Here is a 21357-nt window from a genome sequence, read left to right as displayed (position 1 = left end):
ATAAACTTACCTTTACACTAAACATTATTACTCAAAAATGAAATTGAGCCAACCGCCTGTACATGTCAATTCGGTATCCGAGATGCACCGCTACCTCAACCTTCCGGGCCCTGAACATCCGCTTATCAGCATGATCAGCTTTAAGGATGTTGAACCTTCAGCGGCCAACTGGGATCGCGGGATGGTCATCAATATGTATATTATAGCCATCAAGAAAGAATTTCTGGGTAAAATTCACTACGACCAGGGCTATTATGATTTTGATGAAGGGATGATGTCTTTCATCGCGCCGGGACAGATATGCTACCAAAGCGGCCCCGGCGACAATCCGCGTGGCGGCCAAATGCTCCTGATACATCCGGATTTCATCCAAAATTCACCTTTGGCAAAAACGATGAAGAACCAGGCCTTCTTTTCGTATAGTGTGAACGAGGCACTATACCTGTCAAAAAAGGAAGAATTAATAATTGAAGGCATTATGGCCAACATTGCGCAAGAGTATCATTCCGCCATCGACAGCTTTAGCCAGGATCTTATCCTTTCTTACATCGAATTGCTTCTAAATTATTCCAACCGTTTTTATGCACGGCAGTTCATGACCCGAAAAACGGCACACAACGACCTGCTTGTAAAGGTGGAAAACATATTTGAAAGCCATTTTGAAAACACCCAAAACAAGCTGCCCACAGTTCGTGATATTGCCGAAAAGCTAAACGTATCACCCGGCTACCTGAGCGATATGCTGCGTACTTACACAGGTCAGAGCGCCCAACAGCACATCCACAATAAATTAATTGATAAGGCTAAGGAAATCCTGACTACTACCCCCTTATCCGTTAGCGAGATTGCTTATCGATTGGGCTTTGAGTACCCGCAATCATTTAACAAGCTGTTTAAAAACAAGACGAATATATCACCATTAGAATACAGGAAGCAGTTTAATTAATGCTATAAAATCCCCGTATCGGCAAAGCTCAGATAGCCGGTTTCGGTCACAATGACATGATCCAGGACATTAATGTTAAGGGTCCGGCCTGCAGCTTTGAGCTCGCGGGTGATCTGCTTGTCGGGTTCGCTGGCCTGCAGCACGCCGGAAGGGTGGTTGTGGCTGAGGATGATGCCTACTGCGCCATGCTCCAACGCTGTTTTGAACACGATGCGCACATCTACCACAGTGCCCGTTATGCCGCCCTTGCTTAATTGTGACTTATAAATGACCTTATTGGAATTATTAAGGTACAATATCCAAAATTCCTCATGAGGCAACTCGCCTATAATGGGCTGCATGATTTCGAACACTGCCCGGCTGGACGTGATTTTTTTCAGGTCGACAACGTCCTCTTCCCTCCTTCTCCTGCCCAGCTCCATGGCGGCGGCAATGGTAATGGCCTTGGCCTCGCCAATACCCTTAAAATTCATGAGCTGCTGCAGCGACTGCTTGCCTAGCATATTGAGGTTATTATCTACACTGGCGAGGATGCGCTTGCTTAGCTCTACGGCACTTTCATTCCTGCTTCCCGATCCGATCAGGATGGCTATCAGCTCGGCATCGCTTAATGCAGCCTTGCCTTTGAGCATGAGCTTTTCGCGGGGCTGGTCATCCTCGGCCCAGTATTTTATTGAAAAGGTACCTTGTGTTTCTTCCATGGTTAAAGGAGTTTACACGAATTTAAGTAAATTATTAACTGTTAGCACACTAATGTAAAATATTCTGCCGTTTGCCTTTAAAACCAAAACCATGAAACACCTTGTCCTTTTATTCCTTATCGGGCTGGCCGTCACGCCGGTTGAAAAAACCTTTTATGAAAAGCTGTCCGACGCTGCCCTGCTCCTTACAAAAGATAAAGTACGCTACGATGGTGCCTACCGCAATATCCCCTATCCTAACGGCGACGTACCCAAAAACATTGGCGTATGTACTGATGTGGTGATCCGCGCTTACCGAAAGCTGGGCATCGACCTCCAAAAAGAAGTGCATGAGGATATGAAGGCCAACTTCTCCAAATATCCTAAGACCTGGGGGCTCAAAAGTACAGATACCAATATCGACCACCGCCGTGTGCCCAACCTCCAGACATTTTTCACCCGCAAAGGAAAATCGTTGCCGGTAACCGATAAGGCTTCCGACTATAAACCGGGCGACCTGGTAACGTGGATGCTCGCGGGCAGCCTGCCGCACATTGGCATTGTGGTGGATAAGAAATCAGCTAAAAACAGTGGCGGTTACATGGTAGTGCACAACATTGGCGGAGGCCAAAATCTTGAGGACTGCCTTTTTGATTATAAGGTAACCGGGCATTACAGGTATGCTCCTGCATATTAAAAAGCTACACGAAGAAAGAACGATTTGTTTCTTAATAAAAACATAGAAATTTTGCCGCCTGCATCCTTTTGAGTAACTTGGGATATTAATTTTTTGATGCATGGCAAAATTCCGCACGATCTTCAACCTTAGTGAGGGGGAAGACGATAAAGCGAAAACCCTTGAAACCATATCCCGGAACATATCTTTTAAAGGGGCAAATCTTTGGATATTGGCATGTGCGATATTGGTTGCCTCTGTTGGCCTGAACGTAAATTCTACAGCGGTAATCATAGGCGCGATGCTCATTTCGCCACTTATGGGACCGATAGTGGGAGCCGGTTTCGCTTTGGGTATTTTCGATTTCGACCTGCTGAAAAAATCGCTATTAAACCTGCTTATCGCAACGGTGGTAAGCCTTAGCGTGTCTACGCTGTACTTCCTTATCAGCCCATTTAAGGATGTCCAGTCGGAGCTGCTTGCCCGCACCGCCCCGAACATATATGACATACTGATTGCTTTTTTTGGCGGTATTGTAGGCGTCATTGCCGTTACACGGGTCGAAAAAGGAAATCCTATTCCAGGCGTGGCCATTGCCACAGCGTTGATGCCCCCGCTTTGTACGGCGGGCTACGGCCTTGCTACCGCCCAATGGACCTACTTTTTGGGCGCCTTTTATTTATACAGCATCAACTGCGTGTTTATAGGCATTGCCACATTCCTTATCATCAAATACCTTAAATATCCTCCTAAAAAACAGGTAAACGAAAAGCAACAGCGCCAGGTACGTATCATTATAACCATACTTATCACTGTAATGCTGGTGCCCAGCAGCTACCTCGCATGGTCACTGTACCGCGGACAGCAGTTCAAAAAGAATTCGGATCAGTTTGTGGAAAAGGAATTTACTGACAAAGGATATACGGTAGTGTATAAAAAAAGCGACTTCAATGCCGGGAAAAAAAAACTGGAGTTAGCCTTTCTGCAAAAAAGGTTCAGCAAGACCGAAATGGATACGCTCAGGAAAAAGCTGGACGCCTACGAATACCTCAAGGGGACGCAGCTCATCATCCGGCAGGATACAACAGACCGTTTTTCTGCACTTAAAGGCGACATCCTCAACGAAATAAAAAGCAGCGAAAATGAAATAAATGTTCGTGATGCTAAAATTGTCCAGCTTGAAAAAGCACTTACCCAAAACACATTTGACAACAAGCAATTGCTAAAGGAATCGAAAGCCCTTTTTCCCCAGATTGTTTCCGTTTCCATTATAAAAACCGAAATGGCGACTGCCAAAGACAGCACGTATGCCATTACCGCGGTAATTTATGAAGCGCCTAAAAGCCTCAGCAGGCAGGAAACAGAGAAACTTGGCAACTGGCTGAACCAGCGGCTTGCACTTAAAAATACAGTAATCTTCAGGAAAGAGTAATTTATTTTGAGAGCCTTTTGGCCACCTTGCCTATAGTGAGCCCCTGCACAAGGATGCTAAACACAACGCAGGCATAGGTAGCCACCATGAGGATGAGCTTATTTTCGCCTTCTGGCAGGGAAAGCACCAGCGCTATGGACAAGCCGCCCCGCAGGCCGCCCCATATTATGACTCCTGCCTCATTATTGGATAAATTGACCCATCGGGGAACAAGTATTTTTGGGAGGTATACAATGATGATGCGTGACAGCAGCACTATAAGCACCGACAACAGCCCAACAATAATGTAAGACGAATCGAAATCGATGACAACCAGAACAAAAGCAATGCTTATGAACAATATCGCATTGAGGATTACGTCGACCAGCTCCCAGAATTTGTGGACATACTCCTGCGTTTTATCGCTCATGGAAAGCTCCCTCTTGTAGTTCCCTACCAAAAGCCCCATCACCACCATGGCCAACGCACCCGAAAGGTGCATCATGGCGCTTATGCTGTAGCCTGCCATGACAAATGCCACTGTGAGCAGCACTTCTGTCTCGTAATTATCTATAGATTTGAGCAGCTTGTGCAAAGCGATGCCCAGCAGCAAGCCAAAAAGGATACCGCCAACGGCTTCCTGCAAAAAAAGCATGCCGAAGTCGCCAAAGTCAACCTCGCCCCCGCCTTTCCTGATGGTTTCGAGCAAGGCAATAAATATCACTACGCCCACACCATCGTTAAAAAGCGACTCCCCAACAATGGTCGATTCGATTTTTTTGGAAACATTAGCCTTTGTAAGTATCCCCAGCACTGCAATGGGATCGGTGGGCGATATCAGGGCCCCAAATATCAGGCAGTACATAAAGTCGACCTGAACACCAAAAAATCCGCTTATCCAGGAAAGCATGAATGCTATCAATATCGTAGAGATGACTACCCCACCGACGGCAAACAGCGATATGGGCCTGATCTGTTTTTTTATATCCGCCCAGTGTGTATGGAGAGAGCCTGCAAAGAGCAGGAACCCCAGCATGATATCAAGAATGAATTCATTTAGGTTGACCTTGGCAAGTACACCGCGTATTTCTTCATAATGCGGTAAATCCCACCACCTGGCGCTAAGGACAAAGAGTGAAAGAACAGAGGAAAGAAAAAACAGGCCTATTACAAAAGGCATTTTTATATAACGATGGTTGATATAAGCAAAGCCTGCTGAAAGGCTTATGAGAATAACCAACAAATGATATCCGTTCATGTTATTTGTGTTTGTACTGCGCTATCAGCGCAACTGTGTAATTGCAATTAAAGAAGCGTCTTTACCTCATCAAAATTTAAACCTCCGTAATTGCCCGAACTCATCAGCAATAATGCGATACCTCCGGTATCATATTTCAGCTGGAACAGGTACTCCTTAAAAGCGGCAGGATTGGTATAGATGATAAGGTCTTCGCGGTTGAAGGCTTTTGCAATCTGCTCATAGGTCACTTCCTCGAGCTGCTTGATCTTAACGGCATCGGGGCTGTAGAACACCACGGCAACATCGGCAGCATCGAGCGCGCCTTCATATTCCTTTAAAAATTCCGCGTTAAGGCTGCTGTAGGTATGCAGCTCCAGGCAGGCGATAAGGGTACGCTCAGGGTACTGTTCTTTCACGGCCCTGGTGGTTGCTGCAACCTTACTCGGCGAATGCGCAAAATCCTTATATGCCACGTTACGGCCATTTTCGGCAATCTTCTCAAGGCGCTTGCTGGCCCCTTTAAAGGTGGCAATGGCTTCGTAAAACTCGGCTTCGTCAACGCCCATGTTCTGGCATATCCATTTGGCGCCGGCCAGGTTGTTCAGGTTGTGCGCCCCGAAAACCTCTATCGGCATTGGGCCTTCGGGCGTTTCGAGGTAGGTCACGCCATTCTGCACGGAATATTCAGGGGTGTGGTACGGCAGCTTGCGGATGGGGTTGGTCGCGGCTTCGGCCACACGCTTTACCTCGGGGTCATTCTCGTTATAAACAAGAATACCGCCGTTAGTTATCTTTTCAATGAAGATCTCAAACTGCTCCACATAGTTCTCATAGGTCGGGAACACGTTGATATGGTCCCACGCAATGCCGCTTATCAGGGCAATGTTCGGTTGGTACAGGTGGAACTTCGGCCTGCGGTCCATGGGCGACGACAGGTACTCATCGCCCTCCAGCACGATAAAGTCATTATCCTCCGTAAGGTGTACCATATTATCGAAGCCTTCCAGTTGCGCACCCACCATGTAGTCTACCTCAATGTTGTGGTACTTCATTACATGCAGTATCATGCTGGTAATGGTTGTCTTGCCGTGCGAACCGCCAATGACCACGCGGGTCTTGTTCTTCGACTGCTCATATAGGAATTCCGGGTACGAATAAATAGTAAGCCCCAACTCCTGCGCCTTCAGCAGTTCAGGGTTATCGGCCTTGGCATGCATCCCCAGGATAACGGCTTCAATATCCGGAGTGATCCTTTCGGGGAACCAACCCAATTCGGAAGGCAGGAGGCCTTTCTTTTCGAGGCGCGTACGCGAGGGCTCAAATATGGCATCGTCGCTGCCGGTTACTTTGTATCCTTTATCGTGAAGGGCTAGCGCCAGGTTGTGCATGGCCGCGCCGCCTATGGCTATGAAGTGTGTTCGCATGGAATTTTGAATAAGGCTCAAAAATAGCGAAAATCAGCTTACAATTATGATGCATTTATTATAACTATATTTATGATAAATTATAACAACTATGTATAACTTTTCAACGATTGTTAATTTAGGAAATTTGAAATCAGTTCAATTTAATGGCTTTGAGGCTTTAATTCCAAATCACTTTGACAAAGAACTAATAAATAAAATTAATGCCGCTATAATGTCACATACATTTGAATATTCTTCAATTGATTCGGTTTACAAAAAATATTTCAAAAATAATGAAGCAGTTAATACTCCTGACACCGATCTTCTTTACGAGATAACTAATGGTATAAAGAAAGCTTTGAATAATATTTATAAAAAACATGAGGAGATACTTTACAAAGAAGAGAAAATCGTAATTTTTGGTGCACACATCGCTTTAAAAAGATTACAAATTAGCTACGACACTTGTATGATGCTTATAAATTTAGGATGTTTTGTCGAAGCAGACTGCATTATAAGAATGATATTTGAACAGCTTAGCTATTGTGTGAACATTTGCGATCTAAGCAATGCAGAATTTCAAGAGAAAACACAATCTAAAAGAGATAAAATTTTCGATTCAACTAATATATCTAAAATTAAAAAAATTATACAACTTTTAGATTTAGGCAGACTATATAGTAATTTATCCAAAAAAGCCCACATTGATCTCGATGTAATATATAAATTCTTCATGTATGATCATTCCATAAATGACACAAAAATTGTATTTCGATCTAAAGATGAAACTATTATATGCGCAACTTTATTATATATAATATGCTACATTCATGAAGTTGTTCTTGAATATGTCTTTAAGGAATATATAAATAAATTTGAATTTTTGAAATTTGAAAATGAAACGTATTTGTCTCTTCCACACGAAAACTATATGAAAGTACTATCTGTTTATAATAAAATGTATTCATAAAAAAAACCGCCCCTCATCAGGGCGGTCTCTTATCTATTCGTCTATTATCTAAACGTCTTACTTCACGATTGTCATCTCATCCACAATGTGCTTCGCACCTGAGAATTTGTCGATGATCCACAGTACGTAGCGGATATCCACGTTGATGGTCCTTTGCAGGTCCTTGTCGAAGATCACGTCGCCGGCCATTGCCTCGATGTTACCGTCGAACGCCAGGCCGATAAGCTCGCCCTTGCCGTTAAGCACCGGTGAACCTGAGTTACCGCCTGTGATGTCGTTATCCGTAAGGAAGTTTACCGGCATGTAGCCTTTTTTGTCGGCATAACGGCCAAAGTCTTTCTTCTCATACATGTCAAGCAGCTTTTTAGGAAGGTCGAATTCCTCGTCGTTCGGCTTGTATTTTTTTACCTCACCTTTCATTGTAGTGTAGTAGTTCTTTTTGGCATCGTTCCTCTTGTCCTTAGGAAGCGAGCGCACTTTACCGTAAGTAAGGCGCAGCGTGCTGTTGGCATCAGGGTAGTATTTCACATCCGGGTTAGCCAGCCTTAAACCTTCAACCAAAAGGCGGAATGATTTAGAGAAATCAGCATCCAGCTTAGCCTGCTCATCCGATTTTGCCCTGTACTTGCCCAAAAGGTCTGAAGATAGTTTGTACAGCTCGTCTTTTTTCAACACCTCAGCATTCGGGTTTTGCAGGAAGCCCAAAAGCTTTTCTTTGGAACCAAAAATACTTGAGTTGAATGCATCATTTACATAAGCCGTAAAGTTGTTGCCGTTCTTTTTGCCCAGTTCTGCCACATAAGGGGCAATGTCATAGCCGGTCGATTTTGTAGCATAAAGGCCAAGCTGTGCAGCCAGCACATCCTTTTCAAGCGGCATGTACAGTATGGCATATGATTCTTCAATGCCTGCCCTGAGCTCTTCGGCCATTTGCGCCCTTGCTGCCTCGTTGGCATTCGCATACGCCTCAAGGCCGCGGCCAAGGCTGTAAGGAAGCGCGGCAAAAGTAGCCGTCCTTAGCATACCCACAAGGTAGTTGTCGTGACGGGCTTTCTCGTTGGTCTTCGAGTAGTAGTTATTCAGCGTGGCAATTACATTGCCATACTTGTCTTTATTTTCAGGCTTGTTGGCCCACGTGTTGAACTCAGCTTCGGCCTTTGCTTTTGTAGCGGCGGTCTTGTGCTTGGTAAGCGCATCAATCATGCCCTGGCGGTTTTTCCAGTAGTTGGCCACACTGGCATATTGCGATGCATAGTGCAGGTTCACGTCCTCACTTTTGTCCATGTGCACTTTCATTTTGTCCATGCCCAGTTTAGACGATTCCACCCATGCAGGGTAGGCATATTTCACGTTTTGCTCAATGCCTCCCGCAGGCATCCAGCGGTTGGTACGGCCAGGGTAGCCAAGGATCATGGCAAAATCATTCTCCTGAACGCCTTTAAGGCTCACAGGCAGGTGGTGCTTCGGCTTCAGCGGAACGTTATTTACCGAATATTCCGCAGGGCTGCCATCGGCGTTCGCATAAATACGGAACATCGAGAAGTCTCCCGTGTGGCGCGGCCATTCCCAGTTGTCGGTATCGCCCCCAAATTTACCGATGCTCTCCGGTGGCGTACCTACCAAACGAACATCCTTATAATCCTGGTATACAAAATAGTAGTACTCATTCCCCTGGAAGAAAGGACGCACCGATACAGTATATTTACCCCCTTCGTTATTTTCTTTTTCGATAAGGGCTATTTCCTGCTGTATCGCTTTTTCCCTTTCGGCCTCGGTCATTTTATCATTAACCTTACTCAATATCCTTTTAGAAACGTCATCCATCCTTACAAAGAAACGTACGTAAAGGTCTTTCGGTTTCAGCTCGCCGGCACGGTTGGCTGCCCAAAAACCATTCTTAAGGTAGTTGGCTTCAGGAGTAGAAAGCTCGGCAATCGCATCGTACCCGCAGTGGTGGTTGGTAAGCACAAGGCCGTCTTTAGAGATAAGCTCGGCAGTACACCCGCCGTTAAACTGCACGATGGCATCCTTCAGGCTGTGGTTGTTGATGCTGTAAATCTCTTCAGCGGTAAGCTGAAGCCCCATTTTTTGCATATCCCTGTGGTTAAGGCGCTCAATGAACATCAGGAACCACATTCCCTCGTCGGCCCTTACAGGCAGCACCATGAGTGAAATGGTAAGGAATAAAATCAGTTTTTTCATATAATTAAAATAAGGTTAATAGTTGTGCTGATAAGTCGGCCTGATGTCGAAAACGTTACAGAAAAATTATCAGACTTTTCATTTTAAGGTGCGAAGATAACTGTTTTTTGAGAATTCCGTAAAACTACGGTAATGGAAATACAAGTGGTGTCACGTTTTTTTTCAGGTAAAAAACACCGGTTTCGGCAAAAATAAATCTGTAAATTGGCCGAAATTTATTTGTAAATGAATGCTGTAAAAAGGTTTTCATTACATTGCACACTGAAATATATAATGATAATGAAAGTAGTTTTTATCCTGTTTTTATTTTACAGTGCGGCCTATTCCCAGGACAGCTTATCAGTTTATAAGCAAAAAGCAGATTCTTATCTTGGTGAACAACTGTATAGCGAAGCAGCCAATTATTATACTAAAGCTTTGAGTTTTGGAAATCCTGATGACAGGAAAGCCATTCTCGAAAAACGAGGGCTTGCCTACTACTTAGACAAAAACTACCAACTCGCAATCAAAGATTTTAGCTATGTAATCGACAGCTATAAAAAAGAGAAATCAATATCAAATATATTTTTTTTAAGGGCAGCCTGCAGAGCAAGCAGTGGAGATAATCCAGGCGCTTGTGAAGATTTGAAGTCTGCGAAAGATTTGGGGCATGACCACACGCAAGTGGAAGAATTGGAAGGTTTCCTTTGCCAATAGGCTTTTAAAAACCCGACCCTGAAAAGGCCGGGCAGTTATTGGTTGATATTCGGTCTGTTTTGTATAAATAGACTCTACTGCGGCAAAAGCTCCAATACATACTCCAAAGCATCCGTGCCCTCGGGCAGCAGGATATCGGGCTGTATGCTGTCATTGTCCAATTTCCCGCTGGGGCGCACGTTGAGGCTTGTGGACACCTGGAACGTGATGCGGCTGTTCGGCAGCATGTACCACATCAGCGGGTCGGCATAAAAGCTGGAAAGGTTGCCGGTGGGCTGACCGACAAGAGTACCAAGATTATAATCCTTTACCATTGCGGCAAACATCGAACCTGCTGAAAACGTATCATTATCTATTAATAAAAATACCTTTTTGGGGTGCTTCAGTGCCGACCTGCGGGGTTTGCGCTCCTTATGCTCCGCAACTGCGACCTGCCCGTCTGCCGTTTTCCAGATGGCATCGGTATGCTCGTTAATCCCATACAGGAATTTTGCCCAGCGCATAACGCCCGGAATGTAGAGCTGCGCAAAATTTGCCTTAAACTCCGGAGTTACCTTCCACAGCGTGCGTGATGCTATCCGGAAAGGCTTGTCGGCAAACCATGCAGCGAAGTCTTCGGCATAGCGGCTGTCTCCCCCGTCATTTCCCCGAAGGTCAAGCACCAGGTTCTTGATCCCCCTCCTGTCAATTTCACGGAACGCCTTCCTGCAAAACTTCCTGTAGTAGCCGCGCGGCATCGTTTCAAAATCGGCAACCTTGATAAGTGCAGTAGTGCTATTGGGGAACGACAGGCTGCATACTTCCTTCTTTTGCGAAAGCGGATCGCCTTTTTCAAGTTGGGCTGCCGTAACACCCTGCACTGTGACAGTTGCATTGCTTCCTGAATAAACAATAGTGTACGGCGGCTCCCAACCGTATACTTTCCAGACATAGTAGGGAAACGATCCGCAAATGGCTTTTTCATCCAAAAAATCCAGTTCCTTCCCGCACTGTTTTTTCATGCCGGCATAAATCGTATCCATTGGCATGCCATTGATGCTTACGATACTGTGCAGTGTGTCTATTCCGGAAATGTCCCCATAAATTTCAGATGCATAATAGCCGTCCTCTTTTTTCTGAACCGTAAAGGGGAAAAACAGCCCGCCACGATCGGTATATTCTTTATAGAAAGCCGAAGGATAGCTACGGGTGTGCGCGTCGTTCATGAACACCAGCAGCTGCTCGGCCTTACGCCAAAAACCGAACCGTGAAAGGCTGTCGGGCAGGCCGGACTTCATTTCTTTCAGGAACACATCCCATTCCTCTTTGCTCCTGTAATGATAAGCATTGACATGCGAATAAACGATCCGGCCTACCATTCCGTCAAGGTCCTGTTCCATTTGCTTCCGCGACAGCATATCCTGCGAAAAAGCCTCCTGTACAGCACCTGCAACAAGTAAAATTACAGCAAAAACAACCCGCATCATTTCAATACGTCTTTAAGTTCCACGATCTCGAATGTGTCATCCAATTTGATGAATTCCCGCAACAGTGCCGTATGCCCTGCACCCATGATGAGCATTACCCTATCGTCTTCGGCCCCGGTAAGCTTTTGCATCAGGGAATAAATATAAAGGTTGCGGCGGTACCATTCGGACACGAGGTGAGCCCCGGTAAAATCATCCGTTTTGCCCGCCCTGTTGGCAATGGTAAGGTACCACCCGATGTTCTCCTTATCCTCCTGTGGCGTGTTGTGCTCCAACAATAATTGCGTTAGGGTATAGCCCGCTATCTTTTTGTTCTCGGCTGCCTCATAGGCTTTCATGATATCGTCATTCTTTTGCAGCAGCTCTTTCTGCCCCGCAGCTTCCATCGATTGCAGCAAATTATTGTAGGCAAAGAGCGTTTCCTTATAGTCTACCGCATACAGCTTTGTGTGCTTCATTTTTTTAGCGGTGCGCAATGCCACCTGTACCCTTTCGTCGGGATTAGCTTTGAGAAGGCTGTCGGTGTTCCTGCTGTATAGTTTGTCGAGTGCCGCCTGGTCTTTGTACGACCATTCCATAAAAACCTTATCGGGGCCGAATGCCTTGATCTTATTGGTAATGTGTTCCAGTTCCGCCTGGCTTTTGGCCGACATTACGTCGAAGGTGTTTACCTGTGCCACATCAAGGCCCGGGTTGGCAAAATGGAATGTACCAATTATCAGGATTTGTTTCTTTTTGGCCTGCCCGTACGATAAAACGGCTGTGGCGATCATGACGAGTGTGAATAGTTTTTTCATGGTTTCTTGTTTTAATCTGAGCCAAAATTACAGGCCGCGGCAAGTCCCTCATAAAACTTTTGACGGACAGGCACTTTGTAATGACCAACCGGGATTTGCATCAATTTAAAAATCCACCCTCTTGTTTCTGCCCTTTCGTGTACGGAAAATGGCGGTTGGTGTAAATTATTGGATTACCTTTATCGCTATCGGTACTTTTGGGTTAAAATCCAATAATGATGAAACTGAAGATCCCTTTTTATTACCACGTGGCGCTTTTTGTGTTGCTGTTCCTCTTCTTCACCGGATGGGAAATGGGCGCCAAACCCGACCAGATTACCCTTGTGCTCGGCTTTTACAGCCTGTTGTTCAGCACTACTTATATCGTATCGGTTTTTGCCATTTACCTGCTTAACTATTATATAGTGTGCCCGTCATTGCTCAACCGCAGGCGCATTGTGTTCTACGTGCTTTCCATTCCTGTATCGCTGCTGCTGTTTACGGCGCTCCGCTATCTGTTGGAAGAGGTATTCGTTTACCATACTACCGGTTTCCACAACTATGCCCCCGGCTCGCTCGAACCCGGCTATTACATCCGCGACAACTTCTTTTTCGGGTTTCCGTCGGTGCTGCTTCCCATGCTGGTTTACATCTCCTGGCAATCGCACGTGTACCGCATGAAAAACCAACTGCTGGAGCTCGAAAACCGCAAGGCACATTTCGCGCTGCTCAAGTCGCAGGTAAGCCCGCATTTTCTTTTCAACACCCTCAATTCCTTTTACAGCGAATGGGTAGAAAAGGATGAGCAAACCGCGGCCGACCTGCTCGTGCTCTCCGGCCTGCTGCGCTACATCATTACCGAAAGCGACAAGGAACGCGTACCGCTCACTAAAGAATTAGCGTTCATCGACAACTACATCAGCCTTCATAAAAAACGGTTTGAGAACCAGATGTACCTTAACTATACCATTGAAGGGCGGCCGGGGGACCAAATAATATTGCCCGCCGTACTCATCCATTTTGTGGAGAATGTTTTTAAGCACGGTATCATTAATGATACTGCTAAAGAAGCTTCCGTCAGTTTAGCCATTTCCGATGGAACCCTCGAAATGCATACCCGCAACCACATACAGCGCGGGGAGAACTATTCTTCTACCGGTATTGGCTATAAAAATCTCTCCGACCGTCTCCGATATGCCTATGGTGATGATTTTATACTGGAAAAGACTGTCAAAAATGATATTTTTACAACCCGTTTAAAACTGCCGCTCAACCGCCCATGAAACTCACCTGCCTCATAGTCGACGACGAACCGCCTGCCATCCGCCTGCTGGAAAAGTATGTGGAGCGCATCCCCTCATTGGAAAAGCTGGCCGTTTTCAGCGATTCGCTAAAGGCGTTGGAATTCCTTAACGCGAATACTGTTGATGTTATCTTCCTTGACATCCAGATGCCGCAGCTCACAGGGTTGCAGTTATCAAAGATCATTGGCGACAATGTGAAAGTGATTTTTACGACGGCCTATCCTGATTTTGCCCTGGAAGGCTTCGACCTCAACGCCACCGACTACCTCCTGAAGCCCATTGCCTTTGAGCGGTTCTACAAGGCCGTTTCAAAACTTACCGATGGCAGCAAAACGGTCCAGGCACAATATACCCCGACAAACGAATACATCTTCATCAAAACCGATGGGAAGAACAAGTTCGCCAAAATATTCCTGGATGATATCCTCTACGTTGAAGCCTTGCAGAATTACGTGAGCATCTATACCACAAATGGCGCCATCATTACCCATAGCTCCCTGAAGAACATCCTCGACCTGCTGCCGGGCAACGGGTTCATCCAGATACACCGTTCCTACGCCGTCGCCATAAAGCACATCGACACCACCGACAGTTTTTCCGTTTTCATAAAAGAAAAAGAACTGCCCTTGGGAAGCACTTACAAAGAGGCATTTTTTAAGAGGATTGGGGAGGTGTGATTTTTTAAAACTTTACAGACCTCACCCCCAGCCCCTTCAGGACTATTGTGTGACACATCATAACAAATTAATTCCCTAACGGGAAATAAATCGCCTGTTTATCCCGGAGGGATTAAATTTCGGCAGGATGGTAACCCGCATGATTGGCTTTTCACGCTGGGGAATTAATTTCGGTTCACTTCCGCAAAGTCTACCGACTTTGCGGAAGTGACATAAGGTCTTTGACCTTGAACCTGCATATCAGAGATATGCCAACGCTTCCACAAAGTCGGGAGACTTTGCGGAGCACGGATCGGTTCCGTTTAATTAAGAATCCTTTTGCAATAACGCACAAACCTTTCCTAAATTAAGGCATTTGGCTTTTATATACTACATAGCTTTAGTAATTTTAAGCATAATCAGAAACTAAAACTATGGGAACATTATCCTTTAAAAATGATGCCGGGCAGCAGGTATTTGGCGCGGCAGCACAAAATGAGCACATGAAAGCAGATGAGCTGCTTGCTTTCATCAAAAAGCTTGGGTTAACGTATAAAAATATTAAAATCACTGCTACCGGCGGGAAGGTAATCCTGGAAGGTGACGTAGACAAACAGTCGGATGCAGAAAAAATCAACCTCGCCGTAGGGAATATTAAGGGTGTTGAATCTGTAGACAACAAAATGCGTGTGGCCGTTCCCGAACCTGAGTCGCAATACTATACTGTTGTTTCCGGTGATTCATTGTCTAAGATTGCAGGGAAATATTATGGGGATGTGCAGAAATATAATATTATTTTTGAAGCCAACAAGCCCATGCTTTCCGACCCCGATAAAATTTATCCCGGCCAGGTACTAAGGATTCCTGCACAGAAATAAGCGCAGTATACAACCAATAATAAAATGGAGTATATTCGTCTCAAAATCAATTTATGGGACAATTATACTCCAAATGTTTTTTATGCATATTTGCCTGCATAACATTTAACATATCGGCCCAGGAACTGCCATTACCAAAAGGCTTTACATCCGCAGAGCGCAACGTGGTATCAGGCTTTGCCTTCCGCAATGCCATGATGACCCCGCCGCCGCCATCGGCTGTGCGCACTGCTGCCGAATGGGAGGAAGTGGAATACCTAGTGGTAACCTGGGATCCGTGGTACCCCAACATACTGCGCCAGATCGTGCAGGCAGCCGTAGCCGAATGCAAGGTCATCATCACCACCGAAGATGAGGCTTCGGTATCGGCCTACCTTACTACCAATGGAGTCGACCTGACCAACGTGATCTTCATGAATGCGCCGTGGGACAGCATCTGGACACGCGATTACAGCGGCAACACCGTATATATGAATGATGTGGGCGAACGCGCCCTGGTCGACTGGATCTACAACCGCCCGCGCCCCAATGACAATGTGATGCCTTCGGCGCATGCCGCACTGACCGGCATACCCATATATGTTACCGACTCCGGCCTGAACGACCTTGTGAATACCGGCGGCAACTGGATGAGCGACGGGTTGGGCAATGCCTTTGCCTCCGAGCTGATAATCGAAGAGAACGACGAGGGTAATCCCTATGGCGTTTCGGTAAAGAATGAGGAACAAATAGACGGCATCATGGCGAGCTACATGGGCATTACCAATTATATCAAGATGCCAACTTTGCCCTACGACGGCATCCACCACATTGACATGCACATGAAACTGCTGGATGAGGAAACCCTGCTCGTGAGCCGCTACCCTCCCGGTGTTGCCGACGGCCCGCAGATAGAGGCCAACATTGAGTACGTGCTTGCCAACCACGTGTCGCATTTCGGCACGCCCTACAAAGTAGAATGGATCGACGCGCCGCCAAGCACTTCGGGCGCTTTCCCCGATACCAACGGCTATTACCGCACCTACAGCAACGCGACCATAGTCAACAAAACGGTGCTGATACCGCTCTACCGCCCGCAGACCGATGGCGCCGCCATTGCCAGATACCAGGAACTCATGCCCGGTTATACCATTGTAGGCATCGATGTGGATAATGCCGATGAAGCACTGATCGCCTCATCGGGTGCGATACACTGCATCACTCATACCATCGGGGTACACGAACCGCTGCTCATAGTACACCAGCCAATAAAGGAAGCAGCCACCAACACCTCCGTTGCTATCCATGCGATGATAAAGCACGAGTCGGGCATAGCATCCGCCAAAGTATTCTGGAGGAATGAAGGGACAGCCGAATGGAACGAAGCTACCATGGCTTTGGTCGAAGGCGACAACTGGTCGGCCAACATACCTACCGGCAATGACGGCACCGATGTGGAATATTACATCGCTGCCCAGGCCAACTCCGGCAAGAGCCTTGCACGCCCGCTGGTAGCCCCGGCAGGTTTCTGGACGATAAATGTAGAAGTGCTGTCCACGGAAGAATGGGCGGTAAAGGGAATTTCTGCGGCCTACCCCAACCCGGCGCAGGGTTCGGTGAGCTTTGACCTCAACCAGGTCGGTGGGCCAATGAGCGTTAAGATCACCAATATTTTAGGCCAGCAGCTGTACAGCAATACCATTGCCGACGGCAACGGGACCATCACATTACAGCTGGCCGACCATTGGAGCGGAACCTTGTTCGTGACGTTTGAGGGACGGTTTGGGAAAGTGGTGAGGAAGATTTTGAAAGGATAAATTTTGTAACGCGGATGACACCGATTGAGCGGATTGCCACGGATTTTTTCGCATACCGTCATTGCGAGCGGAGAAACGGAGCGCGGCAATCTTTACTGCAATCCGCTACTATGAAAGATTGCTTCGTGCCTCGCAATGACCTTATCTAAACAAAAAAAGCGCCTTCCGGCGCTTTACTATCTTAACTGTTGAGCATCTGCCACAACTTGTCTTTCAGTTCTGTGAGCCCCTGTTGGGCTACTGAGGAGATAAACATATACGGTATGCCCTTAAACTCTTTATCCAAAACCGCTTTCATTTCGGCTTTTAATTCATCATCAAGCATGTCGGATTTGGAGATGACTACCAGCCTGTCCTTGTCGAGCATTTCGGGGTTGTAGCGGCGCAGTTCGTCCAGCAGTATCTCGTATTGCTCCTTAATATCATCGGCATCGGCCGGGATAAGGAACAGCAGGGTTGAGTTCCTCTCAATATGGCGCAGGAAGTAATGCCCAAGGCCCTTGCCTTCCGCCGCACCCTCTATGATTCCCGGTATGTCGGCCATTACGAACGACTGGTAATCCCTGTAGGCAACAATGCCCAGATTGGGCTTCAGGGTCGTGAACGGGTAATCGGCAATCTTGGGCTTCGCTGAAGTCAGTACCGAAAGCAGGGTCGACTTGCCCGCATTCGGGAAGCCCACAAGGCCCACATCGGCCAGTACTTTGAGCTCCAGCAGCACGTCTTTTTCTTCGGCGGGCATGCCCGGCTGCGAGTACCTTGGCGTCTGGTTGGTCGAGCTGCGGAAGTGCCAGTTGCCCAGTCCGCCCTTGCCTCCTTTTACCAATATCTGCTTTTCGCCGTCTTCGGTTATTTCAAACAGCACCTCCCCGGTCTCCTGGTCTTTCACCACGGTACCCAGCGGCACTTCTATGTATTTGTCCTCGCCGTCGGCACCGGTGCTTCGTGCGCTTCCGCCATCGCCGCCGTGTGTCGCCTTGATGTGGCGCGCAAACTTCAGGTGGAACAGCGTCCACAGGCTTTTGTTGCCAATCAGGTACACGTGGCCGCCACGGCCGCCGTCGCCACCGTCCGGGCCTCCTTTTTCAATGAATTTCTCCCTGTGCAGGTGTGTAGATCCCTTACCCCCTTTTCCGGAGGACACATATATCTTTACATAATCTACAAAATTTCCTTCTGTCATTTTTTTAGTTTAAAGTTTAAAGTCTAAAGTTTAAAGTTGCCAATCAGCACCCTTTAACTGCTCTAAACCGTTTATTATTTACAGCGTTGCGATGAGCCGACTCTGAACTCTGAACCCGGAACTCTGAACTATTCTTTGAGCGATCTAACCCTCACCTTATCAATCTTCACGCCGTCCATCGAGAGCACTTCCAGCTCGTATAAATGCCAGGCCAGCTTTTCGCCCTCCTTGGGTATGTATGACAGCTCGGTCATGATGAGGCCGTTTACCGTAGTCACCTCATAATCGCTGATCAGGTCGTCCAGGTCAAAATAGGTCAGGAAGTCGTGCAGCGGGTACAGCCCGTCTACCGTCCAGGTACCGTCCTCATTGGCTACAAGGCTGAATTCATCCTCATAAAAATCGGCGGCATCGCCCACAAGGGCTTCCAATATGTCGTTCAGGGTGATGATACCCTGGAAAATACCATATTCATCGGTTACCAGCGCATAGTGCACCTTGGTTTTCTTAAAGCTCTCCAACGCCTTGTAGGCAGAGGTATGCTCAATCAGGTACACCGGTTCCCTTACAATCTCCTTCAGCCTGAAATCGGGCTTGTCATAATTGGCAAAAATATCCTTCAGCAGCACCACGCCTATCACATCGTCCAGGCTCGACCCTTCGCAAACGGGATATACCGAATGCAGCTCTTCAAGCATTATTTCCCTGATACCGGCCTTATCGGATTCGGTAGACAGGTAGGCCACAGATTTCCTGTGGGTCATCAGCGAGTTGACCTTCCTGTCGCCAATATGGAAGACGCGTTCCATGATGTCGTGCTCTATCTCCTGCACCTCGCCGCCTTCGGTACCTTCCTTAATGATGGCCTTTATCTCTTCCTCGGTCACTTTTCCGTCAGCCGTCGGGCGGATGCTGAACACCTTCAGCAGGAAATCGGTAGTGGTTGTCAATAACCAGATGAATGGCGCCGTGACGATCGAAATGTATTTCATCGGGAGGGCCATAGCTTTTGCAATGCCTTCAGGGTAGTTCAGCCCTATCCTTTTCGGCAAAAGCTCGCCCAGTACCAGCGAGAAGAATGTCAGTATCACTACCACAATACCTACCGAAATGTTCTCGGCATACGGCCTGAGCGCATCAAACTGCAGCACAAAAGCCTCCACATCGTCCGTTACCTTATCGCCGGAATAGATACCGGTTAGGATACCGATGAGCGTGATGCCTATCTGTACCGTGCTAAGGAACTTATTGGGCGAGTTGGCCAGGTCGAGCGCCGCCTGTGCACTGGCATTGCCTTTTTTGGCAGCCATTTCGAGGCGGTTCTTACGGGCCGATATAAGGGCGATCTCCGACATGGAGAAGACCCCGTTAAGGACAATAAGCAATAATATTATGGCTATCTCCAATGGTGGGATTTTTAGTTAAGCGTATCGATTACCGAACTTAATCGATTTGTTATTTCGGCTATTTCGCCAATGCCGTCAACCGCGTGGAATTTACCCTGTTTGTTGTAATATTCCATCAGCGGGGCGGTTTTTTCGTTGTACTCCTGGTAGCGGTTGCGAATCAGGTTTTCGTCCTGGTCGTCGGCACGTCCGCTGGTCTTGCCCCTTTCCAGCAGGCGCTGCACCAGTATCTCGTCGTCGGCCTCAAGCCCTACGGTAGCATCTACCTGCCAGCCTTTCGAAACCAGGAAGGCATCCAGCGCTTCGGCCTGGGCAATGGTACGCGGAAAACCGTCAAAAAGGAAACCTGCCGTATCGGGATTTTTCTCCACTTCGTCCTGCAGCATCTTTATGGTAAGCGCATCCGGAACGAGCTCACCCCGGTCCATGTAGCCACGGGCCTCTTCGCCCAGCGGCGTATTGTTCTTAAGGTTATAGCGGAAAACATCCCCTGTCGAAATGTGGGTCAGGTTGTATTTTGTTTTTAAAAACTCTGCCTGTGTCCCCTTGCCTGCTCCCGGCTTTCCGAAAAGTACGATATTGATCATTTTGTTGTAAAGGTTGTGTTATGATTGTAGTTGATATATTTCAGGTAAGTTGCGGCCCAGCCCGTCGTAATCGAGGCCATAGCCCACGATGAACTTGTTGGGTATCTCGAAGCCGATGTAATCCAATGCGATGTCCTTGGTATAGGCCTCCGGCTTAAAGAACAGCGTTGCAATCTTCAGCTGCTTCACGTTTTGGCTTTCAAACATTTTTTTGAGTTCTACAATGGTGTTGCCGGTATCTACAATGTCTTCGATGATGACCACCGTACGGCCTTCCAGGTTCTGGCCAAGGCCGATGAGCTGCTTTATGTCGCCAGTGGTTTTGGTGCCTTCATACGAAGCCATCTTTACGAAGCTTACCTCGCAGTTGCCCTTGTAGTGTTTTACAAAATCGGACACTACCATGAACGCGCCGTTGAGCACGCCAATAAATACGGGGGTTTCATCTTTCAGGTCGGCTTCCACCTGCGCTGCCATGCGTTTTATTACAGCGTCGATGTCTCCGGCGGTAATAAAAGGCACAAAATGTTTATCGTGAAGCTGTATCACTCTTAATTTGATGATTTGGGATAATTTGCAAATATACTAATTCGCAGGTAGCTGTTAAATTATAAGGATGTAATTTGTAATATTTTTAGCATGGGCGCGTCCTGAAACTAAAAACATGGATTGAATCGCCTTTAATAGCCGCTTAAAATCTATTCAACCACATAGATACATAGTATCCATAGTTTTGAAAATCAGGAAAAGCATATCCGCACATAGGTGAAACATCGCTTCATTCATCAGAATTGTTCCCTCATATAGTCGCGGCTCTTAGCCGAAAATCTTCATTATATCCGTAGGGGCTGTCTCAAAAGTGAGGCAGCTCTAATTTTTTAAACAAATAAGGGAGCCCGAGGGCTCCCTATATTCTGCAAGTTTGTTAACTTGCGGTGTGTATAATAAATCAAAAGTAGTCTTTAAAGATTACAATCCCAAGCAAAATTTTCTACTTCCTCCAAGTTTAGAGGAGCTGATAGAAGAGAACCATCCTGTAAGAACCGTCTCCGATGTGATTGACGGTCTTGACCTGCAA

General features: G+C 46.9%; 19 protein-coding genes. 9 read left to right on the top strand and 10 right to left on the bottom strand.

Annotation, left to right across the window (positions count from 1 at the left end):
* Positions 1-37: 37 nt before the first annotated feature.
* The gene (locus OGH69_RS08330) at positions 38-946 is read left to right on the top strand and encodes a helix-turn-helix domain-containing protein (RefSeq protein WP_265174005.1); all 909 of its coding nucleotides are present in this window, start codon (positions 38-40) and stop codon (positions 944-946) included.
* Between the two features lie 2 nt (positions 947-948).
* Here the strand turns inward: OGH69_RS08330 and radC are convergent, their stop codons facing one another.
* Positions 949-1647 carry a RadC family protein gene (radC, locus tag OGH69_RS08325; protein WP_265174004.1) on the bottom strand — a complete coding sequence of 233 codons (699 nt, stop codon included), beginning with the start codon at positions 1645-1647 and terminating at the stop codon, positions 949-951.
* A 91-nt stretch (positions 1648-1738) separates the two neighbouring features.
* On the opposite strand from radC, the gene OGH69_RS08320 reads away from it, so the two are divergent.
* Together OGH69_RS08320 and OGH69_RS08315 are read left to right on the top strand one after the other, a co-directional pair.
* A complete protein-coding gene (locus OGH69_RS08320) occupies positions 1739-2323 on the top strand; it encodes a DUF1287 domain-containing protein (protein ID WP_265174003.1) in 585 nt (194 codons plus the stop codon).
* Between the two features lie 100 nt (positions 2324-2423).
* Positions 2424-3734: a DUF389 domain-containing protein gene (locus tag OGH69_RS08315; protein ID WP_265174002.1), complete on the top strand. Its 1311-nt coding sequence runs from the start codon at positions 2424-2426 to the stop codon at positions 3732-3734.
* Position 3735: 1 nt separating this feature from the next.
* On the opposite strand, the gene OGH69_RS08310 is transcribed toward OGH69_RS08315, so the two are convergent.
* Together OGH69_RS08310 and murC are read right to left on the bottom strand one after the other, a co-directional pair.
* Positions 3736-4971: a cation:proton antiporter gene (locus OGH69_RS08310; protein ID WP_265174001.1), complete on the bottom strand. Its 1236-nt coding sequence runs from the start codon at positions 4969-4971 to the stop codon at positions 3736-3738.
* A 47-nt stretch (positions 4972-5018) separates the two neighbouring features.
* A complete protein-coding gene (murC, locus tag OGH69_RS08305) occupies positions 5019-6377 on the bottom strand; it encodes a UDP-N-acetylmuramate--L-alanine ligase (RefSeq protein WP_265174000.1) in 1359 nt (452 codons plus the stop codon).
* Between the two features lie 91 nt (positions 6378-6468).
* Here murC and OGH69_RS08300 point away from each other — a divergent pair, with 91 nt between their 5' ends.
* Positions 6469-7329 carry a hypothetical protein gene (locus OGH69_RS08300; RefSeq protein WP_265173999.1) on the top strand — a complete coding sequence of 287 codons (861 nt, stop codon included), beginning with the start codon at positions 6469-6471 and terminating at the stop codon, positions 7327-7329.
* Between the two features lie 57 nt (positions 7330-7386).
* Here the strand turns inward: OGH69_RS08300 and OGH69_RS08295 are convergent, their stop codons facing one another.
* Positions 7387-9531: a S46 family peptidase gene (locus OGH69_RS08295; RefSeq protein WP_265173998.1), complete on the bottom strand. Its 2145-nt coding sequence runs from the start codon at positions 9529-9531 to the stop codon at positions 7387-7389.
* 279 nt (positions 9532-9810) lie between these two features.
* Here OGH69_RS08295 and OGH69_RS08290 point away from each other — a divergent pair, with 279 nt between their 5' ends.
* Positions 9811-10227 carry a tetratricopeptide repeat protein gene (locus OGH69_RS08290; RefSeq protein ID WP_265173997.1) on the top strand — a complete coding sequence of 139 codons (417 nt, stop codon included), beginning with the start codon at positions 9811-9813 and terminating at the stop codon, positions 10225-10227.
* A gap of 74 nt (positions 10228-10301) precedes the next feature.
* Here OGH69_RS08290 and OGH69_RS08285 read toward each other — a convergent pair whose 3' ends face one another.
* A complete protein-coding gene (locus OGH69_RS08285) occupies positions 10302-11693 on the bottom strand; it encodes a S41 family peptidase (protein ID WP_265173996.1) in 1392 nt (463 codons plus the stop codon).
* Positions 11690-12490 carry a DUF5694 domain-containing protein gene (locus OGH69_RS08280; RefSeq protein WP_265173995.1) on the bottom strand — a complete coding sequence of 267 codons (801 nt, stop codon included), beginning with the start codon at positions 12488-12490 and terminating at the stop codon, positions 11690-11692. The genes OGH69_RS08285 and OGH69_RS08280 overlap by 4 nt, the downstream gene beginning before the upstream one ends.
* A 215-nt stretch (positions 12491-12705) precedes the next feature.
* Between OGH69_RS08280 and OGH69_RS08275 the strand changes: the two genes are divergently transcribed.
* From OGH69_RS08275 to OGH69_RS08260, 4 genes are all read left to right on the top strand, one after another.
* Positions 12706-13752, top strand: coding sequence for a sensor histidine kinase (locus OGH69_RS08275; protein ID WP_265173994.1), 1047 nt, complete (start codon positions 12706-12708; stop codon positions 13750-13752).
* A complete protein-coding gene (locus OGH69_RS08270) occupies positions 13749-14450 on the top strand; it encodes a LytR/AlgR family response regulator transcription factor (protein WP_265173993.1) in 702 nt (233 codons plus the stop codon). The genes OGH69_RS08275 and OGH69_RS08270 overlap by 4 nt, the downstream gene beginning before the upstream one ends.
* A 413-nt stretch (positions 14451-14863) precedes the next feature.
* Complete coding sequence (lysM, locus tag OGH69_RS08265) at positions 14864-15307, top strand: peptidoglycan-binding protein LysM (protein ID WP_265173992.1); 444 nt, start codon at positions 14864-14866, stop codon at positions 15305-15307.
* A gap of 53 nt (positions 15308-15360) precedes the next feature.
* Positions 15361-17103: an agmatine deiminase family protein gene (locus OGH69_RS08260; RefSeq protein ID WP_265173991.1), complete on the top strand. Its 1743-nt coding sequence runs from the start codon at positions 15361-15363 to the stop codon at positions 17101-17103.
* Between the two features lie 181 nt (positions 17104-17284).
* On the opposite strand, the gene obgE is transcribed toward OGH69_RS08260, so the two are convergent.
* From obgE to hpt, 4 genes are all read right to left on the bottom strand, one after another.
* A complete protein-coding gene (obgE, locus tag OGH69_RS08255) occupies positions 17285-18286 on the bottom strand; it encodes a GTPase ObgE (protein WP_265173990.1) in 1002 nt (333 codons plus the stop codon).
* 128 nt (positions 18287-18414) lie between these two features.
* Positions 18415-19692 (bottom strand): hemolysin family protein, encoded by a 1278-nt coding sequence (locus tag OGH69_RS08250; RefSeq protein ID WP_265173989.1) that lies wholly within the window; start codon positions 19690-19692, stop codon positions 18415-18417.
* A gap of 11 nt (positions 19693-19703) precedes the next feature.
* Entirely contained in the window at positions 19704-20279 is a 576-nt protein-coding gene (locus tag OGH69_RS08245) for an adenylate kinase (protein ID WP_265173988.1), read from the bottom strand.
* An 18-nt stretch (positions 20280-20297) separates the two neighbouring features.
* A complete protein-coding gene (gene hpt, locus OGH69_RS08240) occupies positions 20298-20828 on the bottom strand; it encodes a hypoxanthine phosphoribosyltransferase (protein WP_265173987.1) in 531 nt (176 codons plus the stop codon).
* Between the last annotated feature and the right edge of the window lie 529 nt (positions 20829-21357).

Source organism: Flavobacterium sp. MFBS3-15, from assembly GCF_026107645.2.
GTDB lineage: Bacteria > Bacteroidota > Bacteroidia > Flavobacteriales > Flavobacteriaceae > Flavobacterium.
Note: the sequence above shows the minus strand (reverse complement) of the source record. Positions and strands in the feature narration are given on the sequence as shown.

Bases quoted from the DNA above. Each gene is read 5' to 3' on its own strand.
- OGH69_RS08330 (WP_265174005.1), top strand. From the start codon at position 38: ATGAAATTGAGCCAACCGCCTGTACATGTCAATTCGGTATCCGAGATG.
- radC (WP_265174004.1), bottom strand. From the start codon at position 1,647: ATGGAAGAAACACAAGGTACCTTTTCAATAAAATACTGGGCCGAGGAT.
- OGH69_RS08320 (WP_265174003.1), top strand. From the start codon at position 1,739: ATGAAACACCTTGTCCTTTTATTCCTTATCGGGCTGGCCGTCACGCCG.
- OGH69_RS08315 (WP_265174002.1), top strand. From the start codon at position 2,424: ATGGCAAAATTCCGCACGATCTTCAACCTTAGTGAGGGGGAAGACGAT.
- OGH69_RS08310 (WP_265174001.1), bottom strand. From the start codon at position 4,971: ATGAACGGATATCATTTGTTGGTTATTCTCATAAGCCTTTCAGCAGGC.
- murC (WP_265174000.1), bottom strand. From the start codon at position 6,377: ATGCGAACACACTTCATAGCCATAGGCGGCGCGGCCATGCACAACCTG.
- OGH69_RS08300 (WP_265173999.1), top strand. From the start codon at position 6,469: ATGTATAACTTTTCAACGATTGTTAATTTAGGAAATTTGAAATCAGTT.
- OGH69_RS08295 (WP_265173998.1), bottom strand. From the start codon at position 9,531: ATGAAAAAACTGATTTTATTCCTTACCATTTCACTCATGGTGCTGCCT.
- OGH69_RS08290 (WP_265173997.1), top strand. From the start codon at position 9,811: ATGAAAGTAGTTTTTATCCTGTTTTTATTTTACAGTGCGGCCTATTCC.
- OGH69_RS08285 (WP_265173996.1), bottom strand. From the start codon at position 11,693: ATGATGCGGGTTGTTTTTGCTGTAATTTTACTTGTTGCAGGTGCTGTA.
- OGH69_RS08280 (WP_265173995.1), bottom strand. From the start codon at position 12,490: ATGAAAAAACTATTCACACTCGTCATGATCGCCACAGCCGTTTTATCG.
- OGH69_RS08275 (WP_265173994.1), top strand. From the start codon at position 12,706: ATGATGAAACTGAAGATCCCTTTTTATTACCACGTGGCGCTTTTTGTG.
- OGH69_RS08270 (WP_265173993.1), top strand. From the start codon at position 13,749: ATGAAACTCACCTGCCTCATAGTCGACGACGAACCGCCTGCCATCCGC.
- lysM (WP_265173992.1), top strand. From the start codon at position 14,864: ATGGGAACATTATCCTTTAAAAATGATGCCGGGCAGCAGGTATTTGGC.
- OGH69_RS08260 (WP_265173991.1), top strand. From the start codon at position 15,361: ATGGGACAATTATACTCCAAATGTTTTTTATGCATATTTGCCTGCATA.
- obgE (WP_265173990.1), bottom strand. From the start codon at position 18,286: ATGACAGAAGGAAATTTTGTAGATTATGTAAAGATATATGTGTCCTCC.
- OGH69_RS08245 (WP_265173988.1), bottom strand. From the start codon at position 20,279: ATGATCAATATCGTACTTTTCGGAAAGCCGGGAGCAGGCAAGGGGACA.